Raw genomic sequence first — 21,449 nt, 5'->3', positions numbered from 1 at the left:
TAATTCTTACTTAAATTTTATTTCCGTAAATCAATGTATATTTATTTTCTGATTTCCACCATACATCGCTTTCAAACTGTAGATATCTTTGAAAGATCAGCCTTAGTGCATGATCAGATTGATCAGCACAATGGCGACAGTTCGGCAATCCTCGTTTGAATACTTCCAAAATTATTCACCGTAATGCCCCTTTTAAGCTATCTGTTCCTGCATTTCTTGTCGATACTTTTGATAGTATACAGCGCCAGCGATATCGGCAAGGATCCATCCGATCGGCACCGCAATCCAGATGCCGGATACACCAATCTGCGGTATGGATGAAAGCACATAAGCCAGCAGTACCCTTGTTCCTAAGGAGATTACGGTTAAGACCACAGACAGCTTTGGTTTACTTACGGCACGATAATAACCGTAAAACATAAACAGGATACCGATGCCGAGATAGAAAGATGCCTCAATGCGCAGATACTGCACTCCTGCCGCTATGACACTCGTATGTGACGGATCTATAAAAATACTCATCAGCGGTTCTGCAAGCAGACACACAGCCAAACTGACAATCATACAAAAACCGATCACTAAAACGATAGAAGATCGAATCCCTTTCTGGATGCGGTCAATTTTTCCGACGCCATAGTTCTGGGCAACAAAGGTGGAAAAAGCATTGCCGAAATCCTGAACCGGCATATAGGCGAAGGAGTCAATTTTTACCGCTGCCGCAAAGGCAGCCATTATCACTGTACCGAAGCTATTAACCAATCCCTGCACAGCAAGAATACCCAGATTCATCACGGACTGCTGGACACAAGTAAAAAAGGAGAAGCTGCTGATCTCTTTCACAACTGCAAAATCCCAATGCATGTGGCATTTTTGAATACGAAGTTCTGTGAACCCAAAATAATAGTAGATCATGATGCCAATACCGGAAACATACTGCGATACTATTGTCGCAATCGCCGCTCCATTAACGCCCCAATGAAACACCAGCACAAACACAAGATCGAGAACAATGTTCAATAATGCGGACAATGCCAGAAAAATTAAAGGTACAAAAGAATTTCCGACCGCTCTCAACAGGTTCGAGAAATAATTATATAAAAAGGTTGCGGATATACCCATAAGAACATAAAAGAGATAGCCCCGCATCATATCATATATTCCAGAAGGGATTTGAAGCAGATGCAGAATAAAATCCAGGCCTGTATAAACAACGATGTTTATTATCAGAGCAATGGCACCGATCAAAAGAAAGGACAAGAAAAAGCTATTTTTTAGACGTTCAAAATGCTTTCTTCCATATAGGATTGAAAAATAGGAACCGCTTCCCATGCACAATCCCAATATGATTGAAGTCAAAAAGACCATAAGAGTATAGGAAGAACCAACCGCAGCCAACGCATCAGCTCCGATGAATCTGCCGACAATGAATGTATCTGCGATATTATAAAATTGCTGAAGCAGATTTCCCACCATGAGCGGCAGTGCAAATCTTATCAAATTTTTGGTGATGCTTCCCGTTGTCAGATTTACATTCAATTTATTTCACCCTTTTGTCGTCAACACAGTAATGATACCAGACCCAGTCTACATCTACAATAAAAGATTGCCGAATAAGATTACCGACATATGAGAGACGGGTAAAATTTAAAAGTATTCTTTGTTTAAAGGGCTATAGTCTGCTTTTTTCATGATTAGCAATAAGATAACACAACGCATATCACCTTCACGATAATAAATTGATCAATAAATAATTTTCCGCCATTTTTCCGCCATTACAATATAAATCACACTTTAAACATAAGAAAAACCCTTTAAATAAAGGGTTTGCTTTTTTTATTGGTGGAGGTGAGGGGAATCGAACCCCTGTCCAGAAGTGGCCCCACATATCGACGTCTACAGTTTAGTTCATCTTAGTACTTAACAGTCAGTGATGAACAAACTTACCTGCTAAGGTGTCTCTGTAGATTTTCGTGAATTGCCGTTGAGACCCGGCAACCCCTTATCCTTTCTTTCTGTTACAGAATGAAAGCCGAAAGGCTAAACAATCATCTGCAGCTGCGAACCAAATGTTAGGTTATTAAGCAGCGAAAGCTACCTGAGTGTTTCCACCGAAGATAGACATAAATTTGTTTTTAGCAATTAAATTTAGTTGGTTATTACGTAACCGCTCGACTGCAGTCGATATCAGACACAAACCTGTCGAAACCAGTACACCCCCATGTTTGGGAAATACCAATAGTATTATACCCAATCCTATCTAAAACACAATTGTTTTAATAGCGATTCTTTAATACCTTAGCGATTTCCCGCTGTGCATCCTTTTCTTTCTGTACATTTCGCTTATCATGCAAGTCCTTGCCCTTTGCCAAAGCTATTTCCATTTTTGCCATACCTTTATCCAGATAAATCTGTGTCGGTACGATCGTATAGCCCTTCAGTTTTACTTTCTGCTGAAGCTTTTTGATCTCATCGCGATGAAGAAGCAGCTTTCGCTCTCTTGTTTCATCGTGATTAAAACGATTTCCATGGTCATAGGCAGAAATATGCATTTCCTTGATATACGCTTCATTATCAATAAAGCTGACATAAGAATCCTTGAGCTGAACGTGGCCGCCGCGAATTGATTTAATCTCAGTGCCCATCAATACAAGCCCTGCTTCAAAGCGTTCCTCAAGATAATAGTCATGACTTGCCTTGCGATTTTGTGCAATCACTTTCCGCATCGCAACCTCCTGTTAATATACAATTTTGATATGATCCATCGTTCCCAGCACTTCATTTGATTTATCGATAAAATATTGACGGCTGACGGCTGGGGCAAGCCCATGCTGAGCTGCGATATCATCCGTGTAGTCCTTCAATGCGTAGGTCTTGAATCCGACCATATTTCCGCTGCCATCATGACGATAGAAGGTTACCGTCGGCCAGAATTCCGCATCTGTGACCTCATATTTTCCGGTCTTAGCCTGCTTCACAATGTTCCAGCGAGCCATTCCCCCAAGCATTTGATAATCCTCGATTTGAGCTGAGATAAAGTTTCCCAACGAATAGATCACCAATGTTTTATTCCCGTTTTTACCCTCAATAAATTCCATCGGCTGAATAACATGCGGGTGCGAACCGATAATGACCTGTACCCCCTGATCCGCTAAGAACTGTGCCAGTTCCTCTTGTTCTTCATTCGGAATAAAGCTGTATTCCTCGCCCCAATGCATGGAAACAACAATGACATCACTCTGCTTTTTCAGCTTCTGAATATCTTTTTTCATCTTTTCTTTATCAATCAGATTTACCAGATATTCCTTGCCCTCCGGCAATTCGATACCATTGGTACCATACGTATAATTCAAAAGTCCGAACTTAATGCCCTTGCGTTTTAAAATGACCGCTGTATCTGCTTCCTGCTGCGAACGATTGATTCCGGTTACCTTGATATCTTGAAACTTATCCCAATAATTACGATCAGAAACAATTCCCGCTTCACCGCGATCCATGGAATGGTTGCTGGCATGAACAACCCAGTCAAAACCAGCTGCCGCTACTGCATCCGCTATTTCATGCGGGCCATTAAACATCGGATAGTTGCTTAGCTCCAGCTCCGGCCCACCAAGAATCGTTTCCTGATTAATATTAGCAATATCGACATTCTGCGTATAAGGATTGGTATTTTCATACATCGCTGTAAAATCCCAGCCATTTTCTGTCTTATAGGTCGGATCTAAATACAGGGAATTATGAATGAGATTATCTCCAACCGCAAGAAAACTAACGCTTACGTCTTTGTCCGGTTTTTTTTCTTCCGTTTTTGGTGTCGGATCCTTTTTCCCGGTATCCTTTTCCTTGCTTTGACATGCGCCCAGCGTTCCTGCCAGAAGCAGTACCAGAAACAGTTTTCCCATTTTTCTCATGCGACTTTCCCCTTTCCATCAGAATAAAATCTACCTGCTTTTTAAATCGTGAGGCATCCAATACCTTGACTCGAACCTTTTGTCCCATTACATAGCGTTTTTTGGAGCGGCGGGCGATCAACGCTCTTCCTACTTCATCATATTCATAATAATCATCCGTCATATTGGAGATATGAATCAATCCTTCTACCGTATTATCCAATTCGACAAACATACCGAACCGCATCACCGAACTGATGACACCATCATAACATTTTCCAATGAACTGTTCCATATATTCAGCCTTTTTCATATCATCAACATCACGTTCCGTTTCAATCGCAACCCGCTCCTGTTTTGAACAATGGATCGCCGCGTCAATGATCCATTCTTCATCGCGCCGCATCCTCACAGCATCACTTTCATGATCAAAACAATATTTTCTGAGCATACGGTGAACGATCAAATCCGGATAACGGCGAATCGGGGATGTGAAATGCGTATATTCCTGAAGTCCCAGTCCGAAATGACCCAAACAGGATGCGTCATAACGCGCCTTTTGCATGCTTCTTAACATATACGTTGACAGCACCGGATAATCCTCGGAATCCTTTGCTTCCTCTAAAAATTCCTGAATCTGCTTTGGATACACAGACTGTGCCTTACCCTTGAACGGGTGTCCCATAACCGCTGCAATCTGCGCGAAGTCACGGATTTTTTTCGCGTCCGGTTCCTCATGCACACGATAAATAGATGGCGTATCCAGCCATTTCACATGGCGGGCGACACATTCATTGGCGGCGATCATAAAGTCTTCGATGATCCGCTCCGCTTCTCCGCGTTCCATAACCACAACATCGGTTGGCTTGCCCTTTTCATTGACCAATATTTTCGCTTCTCTGGTATCAAAATCAATCGCCCCCAGCTGATGCCGGCGCTTACGGATTCCTTTTGACAGGATTTCCATATTCATGCACAGCGGCAAAATATGACTATATTTCTTCACCAGTTTTTCATCACCGGCCAAAATACCATTTACATCACGATACGTCATACGCTCGGTAGTTCGGATAACCGATGGGAAAATTTCATAATTGAAAACCTCTCCGCTCTTATTGATATCCATTATACAGCTGATCGTCAGCCGATCAACCTTGGGATTCAAAGAACAGATACCATTGCTTAGGCTGTGCGGCAGCATTGGTACAACGCGGTCAACCACATAAACACTGGTGGCCCGCTCGAACGCTTCCGCATTTACCGCGGAGCCCTCACAAACGTAATACGATACATCCGCAATATGCACACCAAGACGATAGCCGTCCTTGATCTTCTCTACACTGACCGCATCATCCAGGTCCCGTGAATCCGCTCCGTCAATCGTTATGATAATCTGATCGCGAAGATCCCTGCGCCCTTTGAAGTCTGCTTCCATTACCCGATCCGGTATTTTTTGAACCTCATCCATAACCGCTTTCGGAAATTCCGGCTCAATATTATGCGCCAAAAGAACCGACAAAATATCAATGCCCGGATCATATTTGTGACCCAGCACTTTTAAAATGGAAGCTTTTAAAACATTGCTGTAGGAATCGATATGTACCAGCACTTTACTGTCATTCACCAATTTAAAATCTTCGTAATTGGTGATTTTAATTTTCCGATCATGCATATAGACATCCGGCAGGAAATACGTTCCCCGCTCATTCATCTTCACAGTGCCTACGATTGTTGTTACCGCATGCTCAAGCACATGAATAATTTCACATTCCTGTGATTCATCGAAGTTTTGCCACATTCTGGCCATGACTGTATCATCCTGCAAAGCATCATGAATATGATTTTGGTTTACATATATACTCTGTGTTTCATTTTCCACGAAACCAAAGCCTTTTGCATTCAGCTTCAATACGCCCTTGATCAGACCTGCATATTCTGCCAGAATATAACGATCACTTGGCTCATGATAAATTATCCACGCCGCTTCTAACGCATTCAGATCCTTCATGAACGCAGTAAAAGCTGTCTGATCTTCTATTCTGAGCCGACTTTGCAGCGTCGTTCGATCTAACCCTTTTTTTGTTGTTTTTAATGTTTCTGTGATTGCTTGTTTATAATCCATATTTACCTCTAAGAATGAAAAAAGACCATTACGGTCTTTCTATTTTAAGCTTACAATAATAACAAGGACGAAGAATAAAATTCCGGTTATTAACGTTAAGTTAGAAATCACTTTCTCCGGACCACGCTCTTTTACATTTGCGAACAGGTTCAAACTGTCACCGCCGGTAAAAGCACTGTTGATTCCGTCTGATTTACCACTCTGTAACAGTGAGAGAATGATTAGAAGGACAGAGACCGCCATTAATAAAATATCTAAAATGTTCATAATGTCCTCCTTTCTTTGTGCATGTGTAATTATAGCAAACTATCGCCAATCATGCAAGCAAACATTTTCCAACCCCTCTTAGTATGCGGATTTACGATTTCATTTATACCTATGAGTAAGATCATTCATTATGAACAAATTTTTTCACCATCATATGGGTTTATCATAAAAAAACATAACTCATCCGATGTAAACGACAAAAAGTGCCGTTATACACAGCACTTTCTTTTAAAACTTAATTTTTAAAGATATTGTAGAATGCTGATTTACCCGGGAATACGGCAGTTTCTCCGAGTTCCTCTTCAATTCTGATCAGCTGATTGTATTTCGCAATACGATCAGTTCTGGACATTGATCCGGTCTTGATCTGACCAGCATTAAATGCCACGGCAATATCCGCAATGGTCGTATCTTCGGTTTCTCCGGAACGATGAGAAACAACAGCGGTATAGCCATGTGATTTCGCAAGCTCCATGGCATCAAAGGTTTCAGTTAAAGTTCCGATCTGGTTTACTTTGATCAGGATAGCATTAGCCGTGTCTTTTTCGATACCCTCCTGCAGGATTGCCGGATTGGTAACAAACAGATCATCACCGACAATCTGAATTTTTTTGCCGAGTTTTTCCGTCATCTTTTTCCAGCCGTCCCAGTCTCTTTCACCAAGTCCGTCTTCAATCGAGATAATCGGATATTTTTCAACAAGCTCTTCATACCACGCAATCATTTCATCCGTTGTCTTGGTACCCTGACCTGATTTCTTCAATTCGTACATTTTCGTTTCAGTATTATAGAATTCACTGGCAGCGACATCCATAGCCAAAACGATATCTTCCCCTGCAACATAGCCAGCGCGTTTGATTGCCTCCATGATGCATTCCAGCGGTTCTTCATTGCTTCCAAGGTTAGGAGCGAAGCCGCCTTCATCACCAACAGCAGTGACGGCGCCCTTCTCTTTCAATACAGCTTTCAGATTATGGAATGTTTCCGCACCCATACGTATGGCTTCCTTAATAGAAGCTGCGCCAACAGGCATAATCATAAATTCCTGGAAATCAACGGATGAATCAGCGTGTGATCCTCCGTTTAAGACATTCATCATCGGTACCGGCAGCTTCTTTCCGTTAAATCCACCTAAGTAACGATATAAAGGCATACCGTAGAAATCCGCAGCCGCATGCGCGCAAGCTAAAGAAATTCCTAAGATAGCATTTGCTCCGTATTTTGATTTATCTTTTGTGCCGTCTGCTTCAATTAAGGTTTTATCAATCAGATTCTGATCTGTTACATCCAATCCGATTACCCGGTCAGCCAGGATATTGTTTACATTGTCGACCGCCTTAGTAACACCTTTACCCAAGAAACGGGATTTGTCACCGTCCCGCAGTTCCAGCGCCTCGCGTTCACCAGTAGATGCTCCGCTCGGTACCATGGCACGTCCGAAAGCACCGCTTTCTGTTTCTACCTCTACTTCAATCGTAGGATTACCACGGGAATCGAGAATTTCACGTGCGTGTACATCAATAATAAATGGCATTTTCATTTCCTCCTTGTTTCCTTTTAACACCAATATTTTATCACAAATCTATTTATCATGAAAGCAATGCGCCTAATGGTTCACTGGATGATTATACCATGTTAGATAGTTGTTTCTGCTTATATTGTGCGGTAAAACAATCATGCTTTGCAGGAACAGCGCATGCTTCTTTACTTTTTATTGTATTCCCATTTCAATCAGTTCACACAGACTTGTTACCGTATGATCCGGATAAATTTGAAGCTTTTCCACATCTGCTTCACCATGAACCCCACTGGTCACAAAGACCGTTTCCACACCGCCGTCTGATCCCAGCTTAATATCTGTTTCCAGATTGTCGCCGACCATTATCACATCCTGTTTCTGTAAATGATATTTCTCCAAACATTCCTCCAGAATCGGCTGATAGGGCTTGCCGATTTTTGGGCTGACCTGACCGCAGGCATATTCAAACATGGCAACGATAGAACCATTACCGATGGAAAAACCGTCTGCCTGCGCCAATAGCCGATCGCTGTTAGTGCCGATCAGCCGCGCGCCATTCAGCAGGTGCTTCAATACACCCGAATATTTCATATAATCACCGCTCGTATCCAAGCCGACAAATACGAAATCCACACGATCATCTTCGATCGTAAACCCTTCATCCAAGAGTGCTTCCTTTAATCCATCCTGACCGACATACTGTGCTCTTCGCCCCGCAAATCGCTTCGCAACATAGCGTGCCACAGCCATGCTTGAAGTGAAGAAATGTTCAGGCTTGATACCCGTATAACCCATCTTTTCCATATGTTCGACATTCTGTTGTTTCGTCCGTTTCGCATTATTGGTTAAAAACAAAAACGGCAGTTCATTCGCCAATAAGTAATCCAGAAAAACCTTTGCTTCAGGAATAATCTTTGTGCCTCGGTACATCGTTCCGTCTAAATCGATCAAGTACGTTTTCATATCCGTTCTCCCTTTTTTGGTTTCATCATAGCGGATATGAATAAATTGTCAAGCTATTTAAAACGAGCTTTTCGCCGTTTCTTCGGAAGAATGAGTCCCGCTCCCAACAGTACCAAAGCCATCGGCCAATAGTGAGCGACTATGTAATTGAAATTCATCATGATCTGATCCAGATCAAACGAGGGTTTCACCAACAGCACAACCCCGGTGATAAACAGTATAATACCTGTACGCTGACGCATAATATCACTTCCTCTGTTATCATCCTATCAGTTCAAACGCGCGAAAAATGCCGAATCAGAAAAAAAGACCGCTTTCGGTCTTTCTAGTCTTCGATTTTCTCTAAATTCACATAATCAATTTCTGTCGGTGTCTCACGCCCGAACAAAATAGTCAGTACAACAGCGTTCTGGGTCTCATTATGCAGCTCTTCCACAACGCCTTCCACACCGGAAAACGGTCCGCTGAGAATTTTCACACGGTCACCTACGCTGAAGTTTACATTAACCTTGCGGTCACTCATACCCAGACGGCGCAAAATATTTTCAATTTCATCCTGAGCAACTGGGAACGGCTTCGCACCGCCGCCCGATGAACCGATAAATCCAGTAACCCCCGGAGTATTACGCACGATGTACCAAGCCTCATCCGTCATAATCATTTCCGCAAACAGATAACCGGGAAACAGGTTTTTCACCTTTTCCACTTTTTTGCCGTTTTTGTATTCAATTTCTGTTTCTTCCGCTACGATGATACGAAACAGATAATCCTGCAGACCCATCGTTTCAACACGTCGCTCCAGATTCTCTTTTACACGATTTTCGTGACCTGCATAGGTATTCACGACATACCATTCTTTTTTCATTTCCGTCATGATATACCTCCTTATAGTCCAATGAACTTCAGCCACATGGAAGCAGCTGTTTCACACACGAGAAAGAATACTGCAAAGCCTGCAGTAAACAGAATAACTGTCCAGCTTTCCGAAATCAATTCTCTAAACTTAGGCCAGCGGACACGATGCATTTCGGCACGAATACCGGATAAACTAAACCATTTCATAAGCCCTCTCCTTACTTCGTCTCTTTATGCAAAGTGTGTTCCCCGCATTTTTTACAGTATTTCTTCAGTTCGAGACGCTCTGTATTTGTTTTCTTGTTACGTTTGGTTGTGTAATTACGAGAAAGGCAGCGAGTACATGTAAGAATTACTTTTTCATTCATGATATCCACCTCTTTCTTTTGCCTAATAACTTTATCACAAAGAATGTTCTTAGTCAAATACACGCTTATGATTCCTGCGTATTTTCTGCAGCGTATTATCGACTTTTTTCTTTGTGATTCCCAGCATTTCGGATATCTCATCATAGCTTCTGCCCGCGGCGCGCAGATCCCAGATTTGCCGTTCCTGATCATTCAGCAGCTGTTTTTGTTTCTGCCAGTGTTCAAGCAGGTTCTGATAATCCAGCATCCACTTGCCATCATATGCCGGCTGATTATTCTCCACACAATCGATCAGATATAAGGAATCCTGTTCCCTGACCGCCTGATCGAGTGAGACCGCCTCCAGCTCATACAGCTTCTGCTTAGAACGATAGCGCCTTACATAGTCAATGATCTCCCGTTCAATGATCCGCCTAAGATATGTCGCAAACCCTGCGTCACCATCATCTCGATACCGCAGCACTGCACGGTGAAAGCTTAACAGACAGCGCTGATAAATTTCGCTGTGATCGCTATCATCTCGGTAATAATAATGATGAATACAGGACCAGATCATCCGTTCATGCTTTTTCAGCAGCAGCTCCATTGCCTCATCACTGTGCTGATGAATCAAATACAAAAGCTCATAGTCATTCATATAACCGTTCTCCCCCATATTTCCCCCTATATCGGATTACGCTGTGAATAAATTTCGTATAACAAGATACTGCACGATACTGAAGCATTCAAGGATGTGATCGTCCCAGCCATCGGCAGATGCACACAATAGTCGCAGTTTTTACGCACCAAATTGGATATGCCGAAGCCCTCTGATCCCACCACCAGAACGATCGGTACATCATAATGTGCGCTGCGATAATCCTGAGAGCGATCCATATCCGCGCCGATTACCCAAAAACCCTTTGTTTTGAGGTATTGAAGCGTCTTTGACAGATTGGTAACTACACTCACCTTGACCGTATCGATCGCTCCGGTTGATACCTTTGCCACTGTCGGGGTCAGCCCCACACTGCGATTTTTACCAATGATGACACCATCTGCGCCCACTGCATCGGCAGTTCGCAGAATTGCCCCCAGATTATGTGGATCTTCTATACCATCCAGCATGATCAGCAAAGGCAGCTTACCTTCCGGAACCGCTTGCAAAACTTCATCGATTTCATAAGTTTTATATTCATCAATACAAGCAGCAAAGCCCTGATGCCTGCCTTCCAGCCTCGCATCCATTTGTTTACGGCCCATTACCTTGACGGGAATCTTCGATTGTTTGATCAAAGCTTCCAGTTCTTTATCACGGCTGCCCTCGGCTATCCAAATTTCGTAAATTTTCTTTTGATCATTCAGCAGCTGCCGAACAACATTTTTCCCATATACCCACTGTGTCATACTTGTTCTCCAAGCTGTTTTACAGCTTCCCAAAGCTTTTCCAGACGCTCACTCTGTCCACCCAGATAGAGATAGCCCCATAGAGCTTCAAAGCCGGTCGATAACCGATACGTAATGATATCGGCATTCTTGGCCTTCGTCCCGGTATTGGCATTGCGTCCCCGCAGGATGATTTCCGTTTCCGCTTCACTGAAAAAGGACTGCTCCTGGAGCTTACGCAGAAAGTTTGCCTGCGCTTTGGCGCTCACCCAATGCACAGATCGCTTTTGCAGGACATCGGTTTTCTGACATCCCTGAGACACCAGATATTCCCGAACTTTCAAAGACATGACAGCGTCACCGATAAAAGCCAGTGTCACTCCATTCATCGTCTTTGGATCATCCATTACAACAAACCTCTTTTCATCAAATCAGCACGAAGCTGATCAGCAGTCTCAAAATCTTTTTCCTGCTTCGCGGCATTCCATTTTGCGAACAGTGCTTTATCATCGTCGTCCAGTTCAATACGCGGCAGCTCAATGCCTAAGACATAAAGCATACCTTCCATCGTCGCAATCAGACCTTTTACTTCTGATACCGAGAATTCACGTTTCCGCACTTCTGTATTCAATGCTTTTACCGCTTCAAACAGAGCCGAAAATGCATTCGGTGTATTCAGATCATCCTCCATAGCGGATAAGAAAGCCTGCCAATGCGCAGTTTCCTTTTCGCCGTCCGCTGCTTCATTTATGAGCCCCAGCTTGACATATGCCTGTTTCATGGATGCGGCAATACGTTCAATTTCTTTTCTTGCGGTTTCCAGTCCCTCTTCATTGATATTCAAGGGTGCCCGATAATGCGCAGAAAGCATGACCCAACGCAGAACATTACCGCCCACCTTGGCAATCATATCCTTGGCCCAGATAACATTTCCAAGCGATTTCGACATCTTTTCACCATCGATATTAACCATGCCGTTATGAATCCAGTATTTTGCGATTTGATTATCGAATGCGGCCCGTGATTGGGCAATCTCATTTTCATGGTGCGGGAATTTCAAGTCCATACCACCGCCGTGAATATCGATGAACGCGCCATGGAATTCTTTATTGATCATTACCACACATTCCGTATGCCAGCCGGGACGTCCCACCGACCAAGGAGAATCCCATTTGATACCTTCCTCGGTTTTCTTCCACAGGGTGAAATCCAACGGATTTTCTTTCTTACTATTTTCATCAATGCGGGCACCGACAACCAGATCATCTACCTGCTGATTTGATAAATTACCATAGTTCGATACGCTGTTTACACGAAAATAAACATCGCCGTCAATTACATAAGCGTGATCCTTTTTTACGAGCAAGTCGATGAAGGCAATGATATCATCCATCGTTTCAGTTACCTTTGGGGCAATATCCGGCATTTTTGCATGAAGCGATAAACGATCCTCATTATAAGCCTTGATAAATTTCTCGGTAACCTCCTTTTCTGTAATATGCAGTTCCTTCGCTACTTTAATGATCTTATCATCCACATCTGTATAGTTAGACACCATCGTCACTTTATAACCTAGCGCCTCAAAGGTTTTTCGCAGCGTATCAAACACAACGATCGGACGTGCATTGCCGATATGCGGATAGTTATAAACGGTCGGTCCGCACACATACATGCTGACTTCATTTTCTACGAGCGGCTGAAATGGTTCTACCGCATTGTGCATACTGTTAAAAATTTTCATTTGATTCATCCTTTCCATAAAAAAAGCCCATCCGCAAAGGCGCTGTTTCCAGCACGGTTCCACTTTGCTTATGCGACCTCTTTCTGACGTTAACGCCGTCAATTACGTTTTTTTCTACATCATCGAAAAATCCCTAAAAGGTGCATTCCCTGTATCAGCAGCATGTCTTTCCACCAGCCAGACACTCTCTATCCGACTGCCGTTTACAGATACTCGTCCTTTATGATCGGTTTTCATTAGTATACCAAGATTTACCTGAATGCGCAACCGCTTTGCGTGAAAAGCAAGGACCTAAAATGAGTGCTTTGATGCTTCATGAAAGGTATATCCGCATTCCTCCAGCCGCTTTTCCAGTTGTTTTTGAGAAACCCCGGTATCATCATAATCAATGCTCAGTTTTGCTTCTTCTTCATTCACCGCAACGGATTTCACACCGGGAAATTCATCCAGGGTCCGCTTCAGCTCTTTTACATCATGTTGACTGCACATCGCACTTAAACAATACGTAATACTAACCTGTGCCATAACGCACCTCCTGCATACAGTATTGCCAATTCTATCGGCTCTATTACAAAACGCCATCATCCTTTTGATCCTGTTTCATTTTCCGCTTTGCTTCATACATATTATGATCGCCGCGATGATAAGTGTCATGGAAACATTTATCGATTTTTGAATCATAGAAGGCATAGCCCACGGATATAGATAACTGCATGCCGCTTTCTTTATTGATGATTTGTATCTGCTGATTCATTGTTTCAATCATCTTCTGCACGTTTGCTTCATCCTCACCATCGATAATCACGTTGAATTCATCACCGCCGATGCGATAGATCGGATGTTCACTTGGTATGCAGATACTCAGCACCTCCGCTGCTTTCTTTATGTAAATATCCCCCATCTGATGACCCTGTTCATCATTGATCCGCTTCAGATTGTTTAAGTCAGCTACTAAAATACCCAGATCTTTCTGAATCCCGCGCTGTTCGATCAAATCCATATTTAACTCGAAAGCATTGCGATTCTTTAACCCGGTTAAGAAATCACTGTTTGCCATATCCTGAAAGGTTGGATTTGAGATCCGCTTAAATAGATGCACGGCAATCATGACTGCTACGATAACCGCTCCGGCTGCTATTAATGGTGTGCCGATCCGAATCATACGGAATGCTTCATACTGATGCTCCGCCGGAAATTCAATGCCCAGTACTCCCACTACTTTATCTCCTTCATGAATGGGATAGTAGGAAACAAAGATATCACCCCAAGTGGTATGCTTGATATCCTGCGGCAGAACGATTTCATCCTTCAATGCACGATCCAATTCTTTTACAACTTCTGCTTCAATTTCATCACCGGGGTAGCGAAAGTCTTTACTTTTGCTTGATAAACCATCCACCAAATAAATATATTTACCATCATCGGTTTTCTTTGCGGTATAGATATAACGCACTCCGGTAGCTTCCTTGACTTCTTCCAGGCTTTGTTTCATATTCTGATAACCCGGCTTGTTCATATCTTCTTTGGTTGCCAGGGTATGAAAGGTCGTTCGTTCCAAATAGCCCTCAACTAAATTATAAATACTGTTGGATCGCTCCTCCAGCGTATACAGCATATCCTCATATGTGATTTTATAATTAAAAAAGAAAACGATCAGAAACGAAAAAATCACAATACACGCGATTACGATCGATACCTGATAATCTACCCTTTTTAATTTAGAACTGTGAACTTGTTTCTTCATATAGCTTACCTTTATGATTTTATAATTCCATTATAGCATACTTATATTTTTACAGGCCTTTAAAAAACATTCTTTCACTTCACCGTGACATAAAAAAGGATGGACCTTCGTCCATCCCGATTTCTTATCTAAATTAAGCTAATTCAGAGAAGTATTTGATTGTTCTTACCATCTGACTTGTGTAAGAGTTTTCGTTATCGTACCAAGAAACAACCTGTACCTGAGTATTTCCGTCAACTGTTTCAATTGCCATCGTCTGCGTAGCATCAAACAGCGAACCATAAGTAATACCGATGATATCACTGGAAACCAGTTCTTCTTCCGTGTAACCGAAAGATTCATTAGAAGCAGCCTTCATAGCGGCATTGATTTCATCAACTGTTACTTTACCCTTAACAACCGCAACTAACAGCGTAGTAGATCCTGTAGGAACCGGTACACGCTGAGCTGAACCGATCAGTTTACCGTTCAGTTCCGGAATAACCAAACCGATTGCCTTAGCAGCACCAGTTGAGTTAGGAACAATGTTTACAGCAGCTGCACGGGAACGACGCAGGTCACCCTTACGCTGAGGTCCGTCCAGAGTCATCTGATCACCAGTGTATGCGTGAACCGTAGTCATGATACCGCTCTGAATCGGTGCCAATTTATTCAATGTATCCGCCATAGGAGCCAAGCAGTTTGTCGTACAAGAAGCTGCAGAGATAACTGTATCTTCTGCTTTTAAAGTTTTATGGTTTACATTGTAAACAACCGTCGGCAGATCGTTTCCTGCCGGTGCAGAGATAACAACCTTACGAGCACCTGCTTCAATGTGAGCAGAAGCTTTTGCTTTTGAAGTATAGAATCCAGTACATTCTAATACTACATCAACACCCAGTTTACCCCAAGGCAGGTTTTTTGCATCTGCTTCAGCGTAGATTTCGATTGTTTTTCCATCAACAGTGATTGAAGATTCACCAGCAGAAACTTTATCACCTAATGCATATCTACCCTGAGCTGAATCATATTTTAATAAGTGAGCCAGCATTTTAGGACTTGTTAAGTCATTGATTGCAACAACTTCGTATCCTTCTGCGCCGAACATCTGTCTGAAAGCAAGACGACCAATACGTCCGAATCCATTAATAGCAACTTTTACTGTCATAATTCTATTGTCCTCCTTATTGACTAATATATTATAAGTTCTTTACTGGTAATTGTCAATTGTGAACAAATTCACTTCATCCTTTTTTTATCGGGGTATTAAAACGTTTGAGGCGTGCATAATTTATAAAGATAGGAGTGATGAAAGTGGTCATTGTACCAACCATTATTGAAAGAAATGCCAGTGTAGAAAGAGTGTATGATCTGTACTCATGCCTGCTGAAAGAAAGAATCATCATTTTAACCGGCGAGATCGATGATCAGATGGCCAGTAGTATTTGCGGACAACTGCTGTATCTCTCCAGTATCAGCCGTGAGGATATTTTAATTTACATCAATTCCCCAGGCGGCAGCGTCAGTGCCGGTATGGCTATTTTAGATACGATGCATTATGTGCCGTGTTCGATTTCCACGATTTGCATGGGCATGTGCGCAAGCATGGCAGCGGTGCTGTTAGGGGCCGGCTGCAAAGGGAAACGCTATGCTCTGCCTAACAGTGAGGTCATGATACATCAACCGCTGGGCGAAATGGCGGGCCAGGCCAGAGACATGGAGATTGCGGCCGAGCACATTCTCCAGATGAAAGATCGGCTCTATCACATTCTGGCAGACAGTACCGGGCGTACGATGAAACAGATTTCCGCCGACTGTGACCGAGATCACTACATGAATGCAAAAGAAGCAGTAAAATACGGCATTGTCGATGACATCATCCAAAGCCAAATAAAAACGGATTCCTGATCGAAATCCGTTTTTTTATCAAGCCGATGCCGTTGATGCTTCCGCAATTTGTTCATTCAGTTTTTTGATCTGTGTTTTCGCAAGTCCCACATAGATAGCATTTGGATGAAAGCAGTCTATGCACTCCTCAAAATAAAGCTTCGCATTCTTATAATCTTCCATATACAAATACTGCATCGCAATTAGATAAACCAGCGTTCCTAACGGGAAGCCATGGTAAACCTTCGCTTCGATATGTCTTTCCATATCCTCGATCATATCCGTACGCTTATTGACAAGCACTTCATAGGCTGCCTCATTATAAGCTGTAAACAAATAATCATCCAGCTTTTTGATCTCTTCCAAAAACAAATCCGCCATTTCTAAATCATTCCGATTCAGGAAAATATGGAAATACAATTCCAGGAAAGCTTTATGCTGTTCCGTAGAATACGTATGATAAAGCATCATTTTCGCATGTTCACGCACATGATCATTATCTTTCAATAGAACATAAGCACGCAGCTTATACAGATCACAGACATATTCCCCCAGCAGCTTGCGGTTCATCGAACCCTCCGCCTGCCGGATCACACTCTGATAGTCCTTATTTCTCAAAGCCGCATTCAAGCCATTCAAGCTTAAACGCTTCACAATAAAGTAACCGATTCCTCCGCCAAAGAAAAGGACGAGGATCGCAACCGTTATCCAACTCATTTAACCACCTCAGTTTATTCTTTTATTATACCAAAAATCTCATAGAAATCCTATACTTATCATGAATATCCAGCATATTCTTTATAGAAAAAGCCGCCTTGCGGCAGCTTTTCTTTTGCAGATTAAGATTAGTGCAAAATAGAATTGAGAGAGTCATTTTTTAAAAATTAATTAAGAATGCCAAGGTACAGAAATCAATGCGTTGTACGCAGTGTTTCCGCCATCCCAAACACCGATTGCTGCGCCTACAATACCGATTGCAAGCAGAACCAGGATACATTTCACCGGAGTGAAGTTTTTCTTCTTAATTAACCAGAAGCAAAGCATTGTTAATGCAAATGGAATCATTGTAGGTAAAATTGTATCTAATTTTGCCTGGATATTCAAAGGTTCAGTTGTACCCTTGATTGCAAATTCCATTGCCAGCTTCGTTCCTCCGCCAAAGTTAGAAATTAATGCACCAACGATGAATACACCTAAGATAGATGCAGCACGGGTGAATTCTTTCGCGTTCTTTGTCAGAGCACCGATAGCAGAAGTACCTAAAGAGTAAGACCAGTACATCAGCCAGTAACGCAGTGCCATTTCAACACCGAAGGTGATAATGAAGAACAGGATAGGTCCTGCAATGTTGCCTTCGATTGCCATAGGCGCACAGATACCAGCAGTAATTGGAACAAGTGTGAACCAGAACAGTGAGTCACCGATACCACCCAGAGGTCCCATAGCCGCAACACGTACGGCACGGATCGTGCTGATGTCAGTTTTCTGCTGTTCCATGGATAATACGATACCCATTACGAAGGTTACTAAGAATGGGTGTGTATTGAAGAAGTCCAGGTTATGGCTCATTGAAGCCGCAAGGTCTTCTTTATTTGTGTGGATTTTTTTCAGTCCTGGCAGGATACTCCATAACCAGCCGCATGCCTGCATTCTTTCATAGTTGAAAGAGGCCTGCAGCTGACAAGACATCCATACCATTTTGTTTAAAGTTTTCTTATCCAGCTGAGGAGCAGGAGTCAGATCCTTATAGGTTGTCATATTAGATGCCATCTGTCATACCTCCGTTTCCGTTACCAGCGTTTTCTTTAATCTTAACGTTCAACTGATAGTCATAGAACGCAATTGCGAAACCGATGAAAGCAAGGATAATCAATGTAGCGCTGCCAACTGGGCTGGCACCGATAACGATTGATGCACCGAAGCCTGCAAGCAGGAATCCCCACAGATCGTTTGACAGCATGATTTTCAACAGAATTGCGAAACCTACGAAACGCATCATACCGCCGGCTGCACTTAAACCACCCATGATCCAGCTTGCGTTTTTCTGCAGTTCGTTCAGAGGTTCCTGAGCGGCAGTACCGCCAACATAAGCTGCTACAGCTAAAGCTGCAAATAAACCACCCAAGATACACATAGAAATCAAGTTAACATTTCTGATTCCCTTTGGATCTGCATTAGCTGCCGCTTTGTCAGCTTTTGCCATAAATCCTGACATGATTGTGAATGTCAGTGTTACTACATACTGTCCAAACAGTGCGAAGATCATACAAGCACCGATTGCAGCATTGATTCCTAAACCGGATTTAACGGCGAATACCATCGCAACGATACCACCAAGGATCGCGTTAGGCGGCTGAGCTCCGCCTACTGGCATGTTTCCTACCATGGCGAGTTCATAAGTACCACCAAGCATTAATCCAGTTTTCATATCTCCCAGAATCAATCCGATCAACGTACAGTTGATGATTGGACGGGAAATAATTTCAGTTAATGAGAACTGGTCAATTGCAATGATGAAAGTCAGAACTGCAAGCAGGATAATCTGAATAATATCCATATATTATTTCTCCCTTCAAATTGTAAAGCCTTGAATCTCCTATCTAAACAATTTCTCCAGATTTTCTGTCGGTGTATCAGGAACTCGTTTGATTTCCAGTTCCACACCTAACTCCTGAAGTTTCTTGAAAGTAGCTACATCATCATCATCTACCGCTACTGATGTGGCAACCTGACGTTTGCCATCAGCCATGTGCATGTTTCCGATGTTCACCTTCTTGATTGGAACACCACCCTCGACTAATCTCAATACATCCTGCGGTGTCTCGCAGATGATTGCGATCTTCTGAGCCGGGCTGGCTTTGTCAATAATTGCACAGGTTTTTTCAATGGTGAAGAATCTTGTCTGTGCGTAAGCCGGTGCAGCCATGTTCATCAGCCCCTGGCGGAATTCATCCCCAGCAACCTTGTCATTGGCTACAAGCAGTAAATTTGCTCCGACAACGCCGCACCACTGTGTAGCGACCTGTCCATGAATCAGACGGTTGTCGATTCTTGTCAAAACGATATTTGGCATTTTGCTCTCTCCCTTCTATCTTTCAACATGAACTTAACGTTACCGATCCGTGATGAGCCGGATCAACAAGTAAACCCTTTAGTTCGTTTAAATTCTATGACAAGGAGTAAGCGATTTCTTTACACTTTTTATGATTCATTTTATACTTTTTAGTAATCTGCAACCATTTTATATCCAAATGTAAGGGCTTTTTACAAAATGTACATATCCATGACAAAAATGTCTATATTTCGCTACTATGTAAGGTGAATGTGTGATATTGTGTGATAAAAACCATAGAAAGTTAGTTTTTTTATGAGATTCTGCTGTTTCACATACTATCATCAAATCTTACAAATTTTCAAAATCTGCTATTTTTTTACATTCCTCTTTACATTTGCACTTTTTAATTTAACTTTATATAATTATTTTCAAATAGTGCAATCAATCTACTGTTCCCCGAAAGCGGTTTTTGCTATACTGTACATAGATATTGAGGTGAGATTTTATGTTTAATCGTACAACCAGTTTTATATTCAATAAATATGGTGAAATCATCAGTGAAATCAACAAGCGGCAGTCGATTAAAATGTCTCATAACATCATTCGGCTGAAAGAAAAGAGCATCTCTTCCTACAACGTTTACAGTTGTGATACGTATGTAAAGGTCACATCCGGCATCGTTATGCTCGTAGTTTCCTTGGATGAGGATGCCTCCAATTATGATAAATTTGTGATCCACCGCATCATTAAAATAAAGAAAGGCGTGAAGTTTAACTTCATCAGCATATCCAATTCTTCAAAAGTTGAGCTGATTACCGAAATCGGCGCTAAGCGGACCTCTGTGCCCACCTACGGCAAAATGCCGGTGCATTATGAACGCCTGGTACCCAACTTCACAATTAAAGAAATCTATGGCTATTACTATCAGGTACGCAACGCCAACTATGTATTCCCCGGCGAGAAGCACGATTTCTGGGAGCTTTCCTTCATCGACAACGGTATCCTCGATACCACGGTAGACGGTGAGGTATTTAAGCTGAATAACTTTGATCTGGTGCTGTACGCACCCAATCAGTTTCATACACAAAGCACCGCTTCCCACCAATCCTGCTCTTATTTGACCATTTTGTTCGATATGGATTTAAAGGACCCCGAACGCATAACCAACCGTGTGTATACCGCAAACCGCGATATGCATAATGCGTTGAACAATTTTATTAAAATATCAAACAACGAAATTATGTATGACAGTGAATTGCTGTTATGCTATTTAAAAGAGCTGATCGTCAAGATCCTGCAATATGATTTCACTTCCAGCACGCCGATCGCTTCCACACCGATGCAGCAGCGCTTTGAAAATGAATTGCTGAATGAAGTGCTGATCTATATTAATGAAAATATATATGAATCACTTACAATTGAAGAAATCTGTCATAAATTCTCGATCAGTCGCTCTTCCCTGCAAACACTGTTCAAAAACAATCTGAATATGGCGCCGAAACAATATATCAGTGACCTGAAACTCAATAAAAGCAAGCTGCTGATTAAGGAATCGGTTTATACCATATCTGAAATTTCTTCCAAATTAGGTTTTACAAGCATTCATTACTTTTCCCGTAAATTTAAACAGCAATACGGCATTACGCCTACGGATTACGCAAAAACAATTTATAATTAAAGAGCCGCTTTTTTCCGCA

The 21,449-nt window shown here is 42.3% G+C and carries 24 protein-coding genes and 1 other RNA gene; 2 read left to right on the top strand and 23 right to left on the bottom strand.

What is annotated here, in order from left to right; all coding sequences use genetic code 11:
- Positions 1–192: 192 nt before the first annotated feature.
- The 19 genes from GSF08_RS02625 to gap all read right to left on the bottom strand — a co-directional run bounded on the left by GSF08_RS02625 (position 193) and on the right by gap (position 15,978).
- Positions 193–1,536, bottom strand: coding sequence for an MATE family efflux transporter (locus GSF08_RS02625; protein WP_160624317.1), 1,344 nt, complete (start codon positions 1,534–1,536; stop codon positions 193–195).
- Between the two features lie 301 nt (positions 1,537–1,837).
- Positions 1,838–2,218: a transfer-messenger RNA gene (gene ssrA, locus GSF08_RS02620) on the bottom strand.
- A 55-nt stretch (positions 2,219–2,273) separates the two neighbouring features.
- Entirely contained in the window at positions 2,274–2,723 is a 450-nt protein-coding gene (gene smpB / locus GSF08_RS02615; protein ID WP_160624316.1) for an SsrA-binding protein SmpB, read from the bottom strand.
- A gap of 12 nt (positions 2,724–2,735) precedes the next feature.
- A complete protein-coding gene (locus tag GSF08_RS02610) occupies positions 2,736–3,860 on the bottom strand; it encodes a CapA family protein (protein ID WP_249805895.1) in 1,125 nt (374 codons plus the stop codon).
- Positions 3,766–6,009: a ribonuclease R gene (rnr, locus tag GSF08_RS02605; RefSeq protein ID WP_249805821.1), complete on the bottom strand. Its 2,244-nt coding sequence runs from the start codon at positions 6,007–6,009 to the stop codon at positions 3,766–3,768. The genes GSF08_RS02610 and rnr overlap by 95 nt, the downstream gene beginning before the upstream one ends.
- 39 nt (positions 6,010–6,048) lie before the next feature.
- The gene (gene secG / locus GSF08_RS02600; RefSeq protein WP_160624315.1) at positions 6,049–6,276 is read right to left on the bottom strand and encodes a preprotein translocase subunit SecG; all 228 of its coding nucleotides are present in this window, start codon (positions 6,274–6,276) and stop codon (positions 6,049–6,051) included.
- Between the two features lie 235 nt (positions 6,277–6,511).
- Positions 6,512–7,810, bottom strand: coding sequence for a phosphopyruvate hydratase (gene eno, locus GSF08_RS02595; protein ID WP_160624314.1), 1,299 nt, complete (start codon positions 7,808–7,810; stop codon positions 6,512–6,514).
- A 177-nt stretch (positions 7,811–7,987) separates the two neighbouring features.
- Positions 7,988–8,758: an HAD-IIA family hydrolase gene (locus GSF08_RS02590; protein ID WP_160624313.1), complete on the bottom strand. Its 771-nt coding sequence runs from the start codon at positions 8,756–8,758 to the stop codon at positions 7,988–7,990.
- Positions 8,759–8,811: 53 nt separating this feature from the next.
- Positions 8,812–9,000, bottom strand: a complete 189-nt coding sequence (locus tag GSF08_RS02585) for a hypothetical protein (RefSeq protein ID WP_160624312.1) — start codon at positions 8,998–9,000, stop codon at positions 8,812–8,814.
- A gap of 83 nt (positions 9,001–9,083) precedes the next feature.
- Positions 9,084–9,632, bottom strand: a complete 549-nt coding sequence (gene nusG, locus GSF08_RS02580; RefSeq protein WP_249805820.1) for a transcription termination/antitermination protein NusG — start codon at positions 9,630–9,632, stop codon at positions 9,084–9,086.
- 11 nt (positions 9,633–9,643) lie between these two features.
- Positions 9,644–9,820 (bottom strand): preprotein translocase subunit SecE, encoded by a 177-nt coding sequence (gene secE / locus GSF08_RS02575; RefSeq protein WP_160624311.1) that lies wholly within the window; start codon positions 9,818–9,820, stop codon positions 9,644–9,646.
- Positions 9,821–9,831: 11 nt separating this feature from the next.
- Positions 9,832–9,981, bottom strand: coding sequence for a 50S ribosomal protein L33 (gene rpmG, locus GSF08_RS02570; protein ID WP_160624310.1), 150 nt, complete (start codon positions 9,979–9,981; stop codon positions 9,832–9,834).
- Positions 9,982–10,030: 49 nt separating this feature from the next.
- A complete protein-coding gene (locus GSF08_RS02565; RefSeq protein ID WP_160624309.1) occupies positions 10,031–10,618 on the bottom strand; it encodes a sigma-70 family RNA polymerase sigma factor in 588 nt (195 codons plus the stop codon).
- Between the two features lie 26 nt (positions 10,619–10,644).
- The gene (rlmB, locus tag GSF08_RS02560; RefSeq protein ID WP_160624308.1) at positions 10,645–11,367 is read right to left on the bottom strand and encodes a 23S rRNA (guanosine(2251)-2'-O)-methyltransferase RlmB; all 723 of its coding nucleotides are present in this window, start codon (positions 11,365–11,367) and stop codon (positions 10,645–10,647) included.
- Complete coding sequence (locus GSF08_RS02555; RefSeq protein WP_160624307.1) at positions 11,364–11,753, bottom strand: Mini-ribonuclease 3; 390 nt, start codon at positions 11,751–11,753, stop codon at positions 11,364–11,366. The genes rlmB and GSF08_RS02555 overlap by 4 nt, the downstream gene beginning before the upstream one ends.
- Positions 11,753–13,087, bottom strand: a complete 1,335-nt coding sequence (cysS, locus tag GSF08_RS02550; RefSeq protein ID WP_160624306.1) for a cysteine--tRNA ligase — start codon at positions 13,085–13,087, stop codon at positions 11,753–11,755. The genes GSF08_RS02555 and cysS overlap by 1 nt, the downstream gene beginning before the upstream one ends.
- A gap of 291 nt (positions 13,088–13,378) precedes the next feature.
- Positions 13,379–13,612 (bottom strand): heavy-metal-associated domain-containing protein, encoded by a 234-nt coding sequence (locus GSF08_RS02545; protein WP_160624305.1) that lies wholly within the window; start codon positions 13,610–13,612, stop codon positions 13,379–13,381.
- Positions 13,613–13,655: 43 nt separating this feature from the next.
- Complete coding sequence (locus GSF08_RS02540) at positions 13,656–14,831, bottom strand: GGDEF domain-containing protein (protein ID WP_160624304.1); 1,176 nt, start codon at positions 14,829–14,831, stop codon at positions 13,656–13,658.
- A 133-nt stretch (positions 14,832–14,964) separates the two neighbouring features.
- Positions 14,965–15,978, bottom strand: coding sequence for a type I glyceraldehyde-3-phosphate dehydrogenase (gene gap, locus GSF08_RS02535; protein WP_160624303.1), 1,014 nt, complete (start codon positions 15,976–15,978; stop codon positions 14,965–14,967).
- 146 nt (positions 15,979–16,124) lie between these two features.
- On the opposite strand from gap, the gene GSF08_RS02530 reads away from it, so the two are divergent.
- A complete protein-coding gene (locus GSF08_RS02530; RefSeq protein WP_160624691.1) occupies positions 16,125–16,718 on the top strand; it encodes an ATP-dependent Clp protease proteolytic subunit in 594 nt (197 codons plus the stop codon).
- A gap of 18 nt (positions 16,719–16,736) precedes the next feature.
- Here the strand turns inward: GSF08_RS02530 and GSF08_RS02525 are convergent, their stop codons facing one another.
- From GSF08_RS02525 to agaB, 4 genes are all read right to left on the bottom strand, one after another.
- Positions 16,737–17,414: a hypothetical protein gene (locus GSF08_RS02525; protein WP_160624302.1), complete on the bottom strand. Its 678-nt coding sequence runs from the start codon at positions 17,412–17,414 to the stop codon at positions 16,737–16,739.
- A 171-nt stretch (positions 17,415–17,585) separates the two neighbouring features.
- Positions 17,586–18,467, bottom strand: a complete 882-nt coding sequence (locus GSF08_RS02520; RefSeq protein ID WP_160624301.1) for a PTS system mannose/fructose/sorbose family transporter subunit IID — start codon at positions 18,465–18,467, stop codon at positions 17,586–17,588.
- Entirely contained in the window at positions 18,457–19,254 is a 798-nt protein-coding gene (locus GSF08_RS02515; RefSeq protein WP_160624300.1) for a PTS mannose/fructose/sorbose/N-acetylgalactosamine transporter subunit IIC, read from the bottom strand. The genes GSF08_RS02520 and GSF08_RS02515 overlap by 11 nt, the downstream gene beginning before the upstream one ends.
- A gap of 39 nt (positions 19,255–19,293) precedes the next feature.
- Complete coding sequence (gene agaB, locus GSF08_RS02510; protein WP_160624299.1) at positions 19,294–19,770, bottom strand: PTS galactosamine transporter subunit IIB; 477 nt, start codon at positions 19,768–19,770, stop codon at positions 19,294–19,296.
- Between the two features lie 487 nt (positions 19,771–20,257).
- Here agaB and GSF08_RS02505 point away from each other — a divergent pair, with 487 nt between their 5' ends.
- The gene (locus GSF08_RS02505; RefSeq protein WP_160624298.1) at positions 20,258–21,430 is read left to right on the top strand and encodes an AraC family transcriptional regulator; all 1,173 of its coding nucleotides are present in this window, start codon (positions 20,258–20,260) and stop codon (positions 21,428–21,430) included.
- Positions 21,431–21,449 lie beyond the last annotated feature (19 nt).

The organism is Copranaerobaculum intestinale (assembly GCF_009831105.1).
Classification (GTDB): Bacteria; Bacillota_I; Bacilli_A; order Erysipelotrichales; family Erysipelotrichaceae; genus Copranaerobaculum; species Copranaerobaculum intestinale.
The sequence above is the reverse complement of the archived record's forward strand: the minus strand, read 5'-3'. Positions and strand labels throughout refer to the sequence as shown.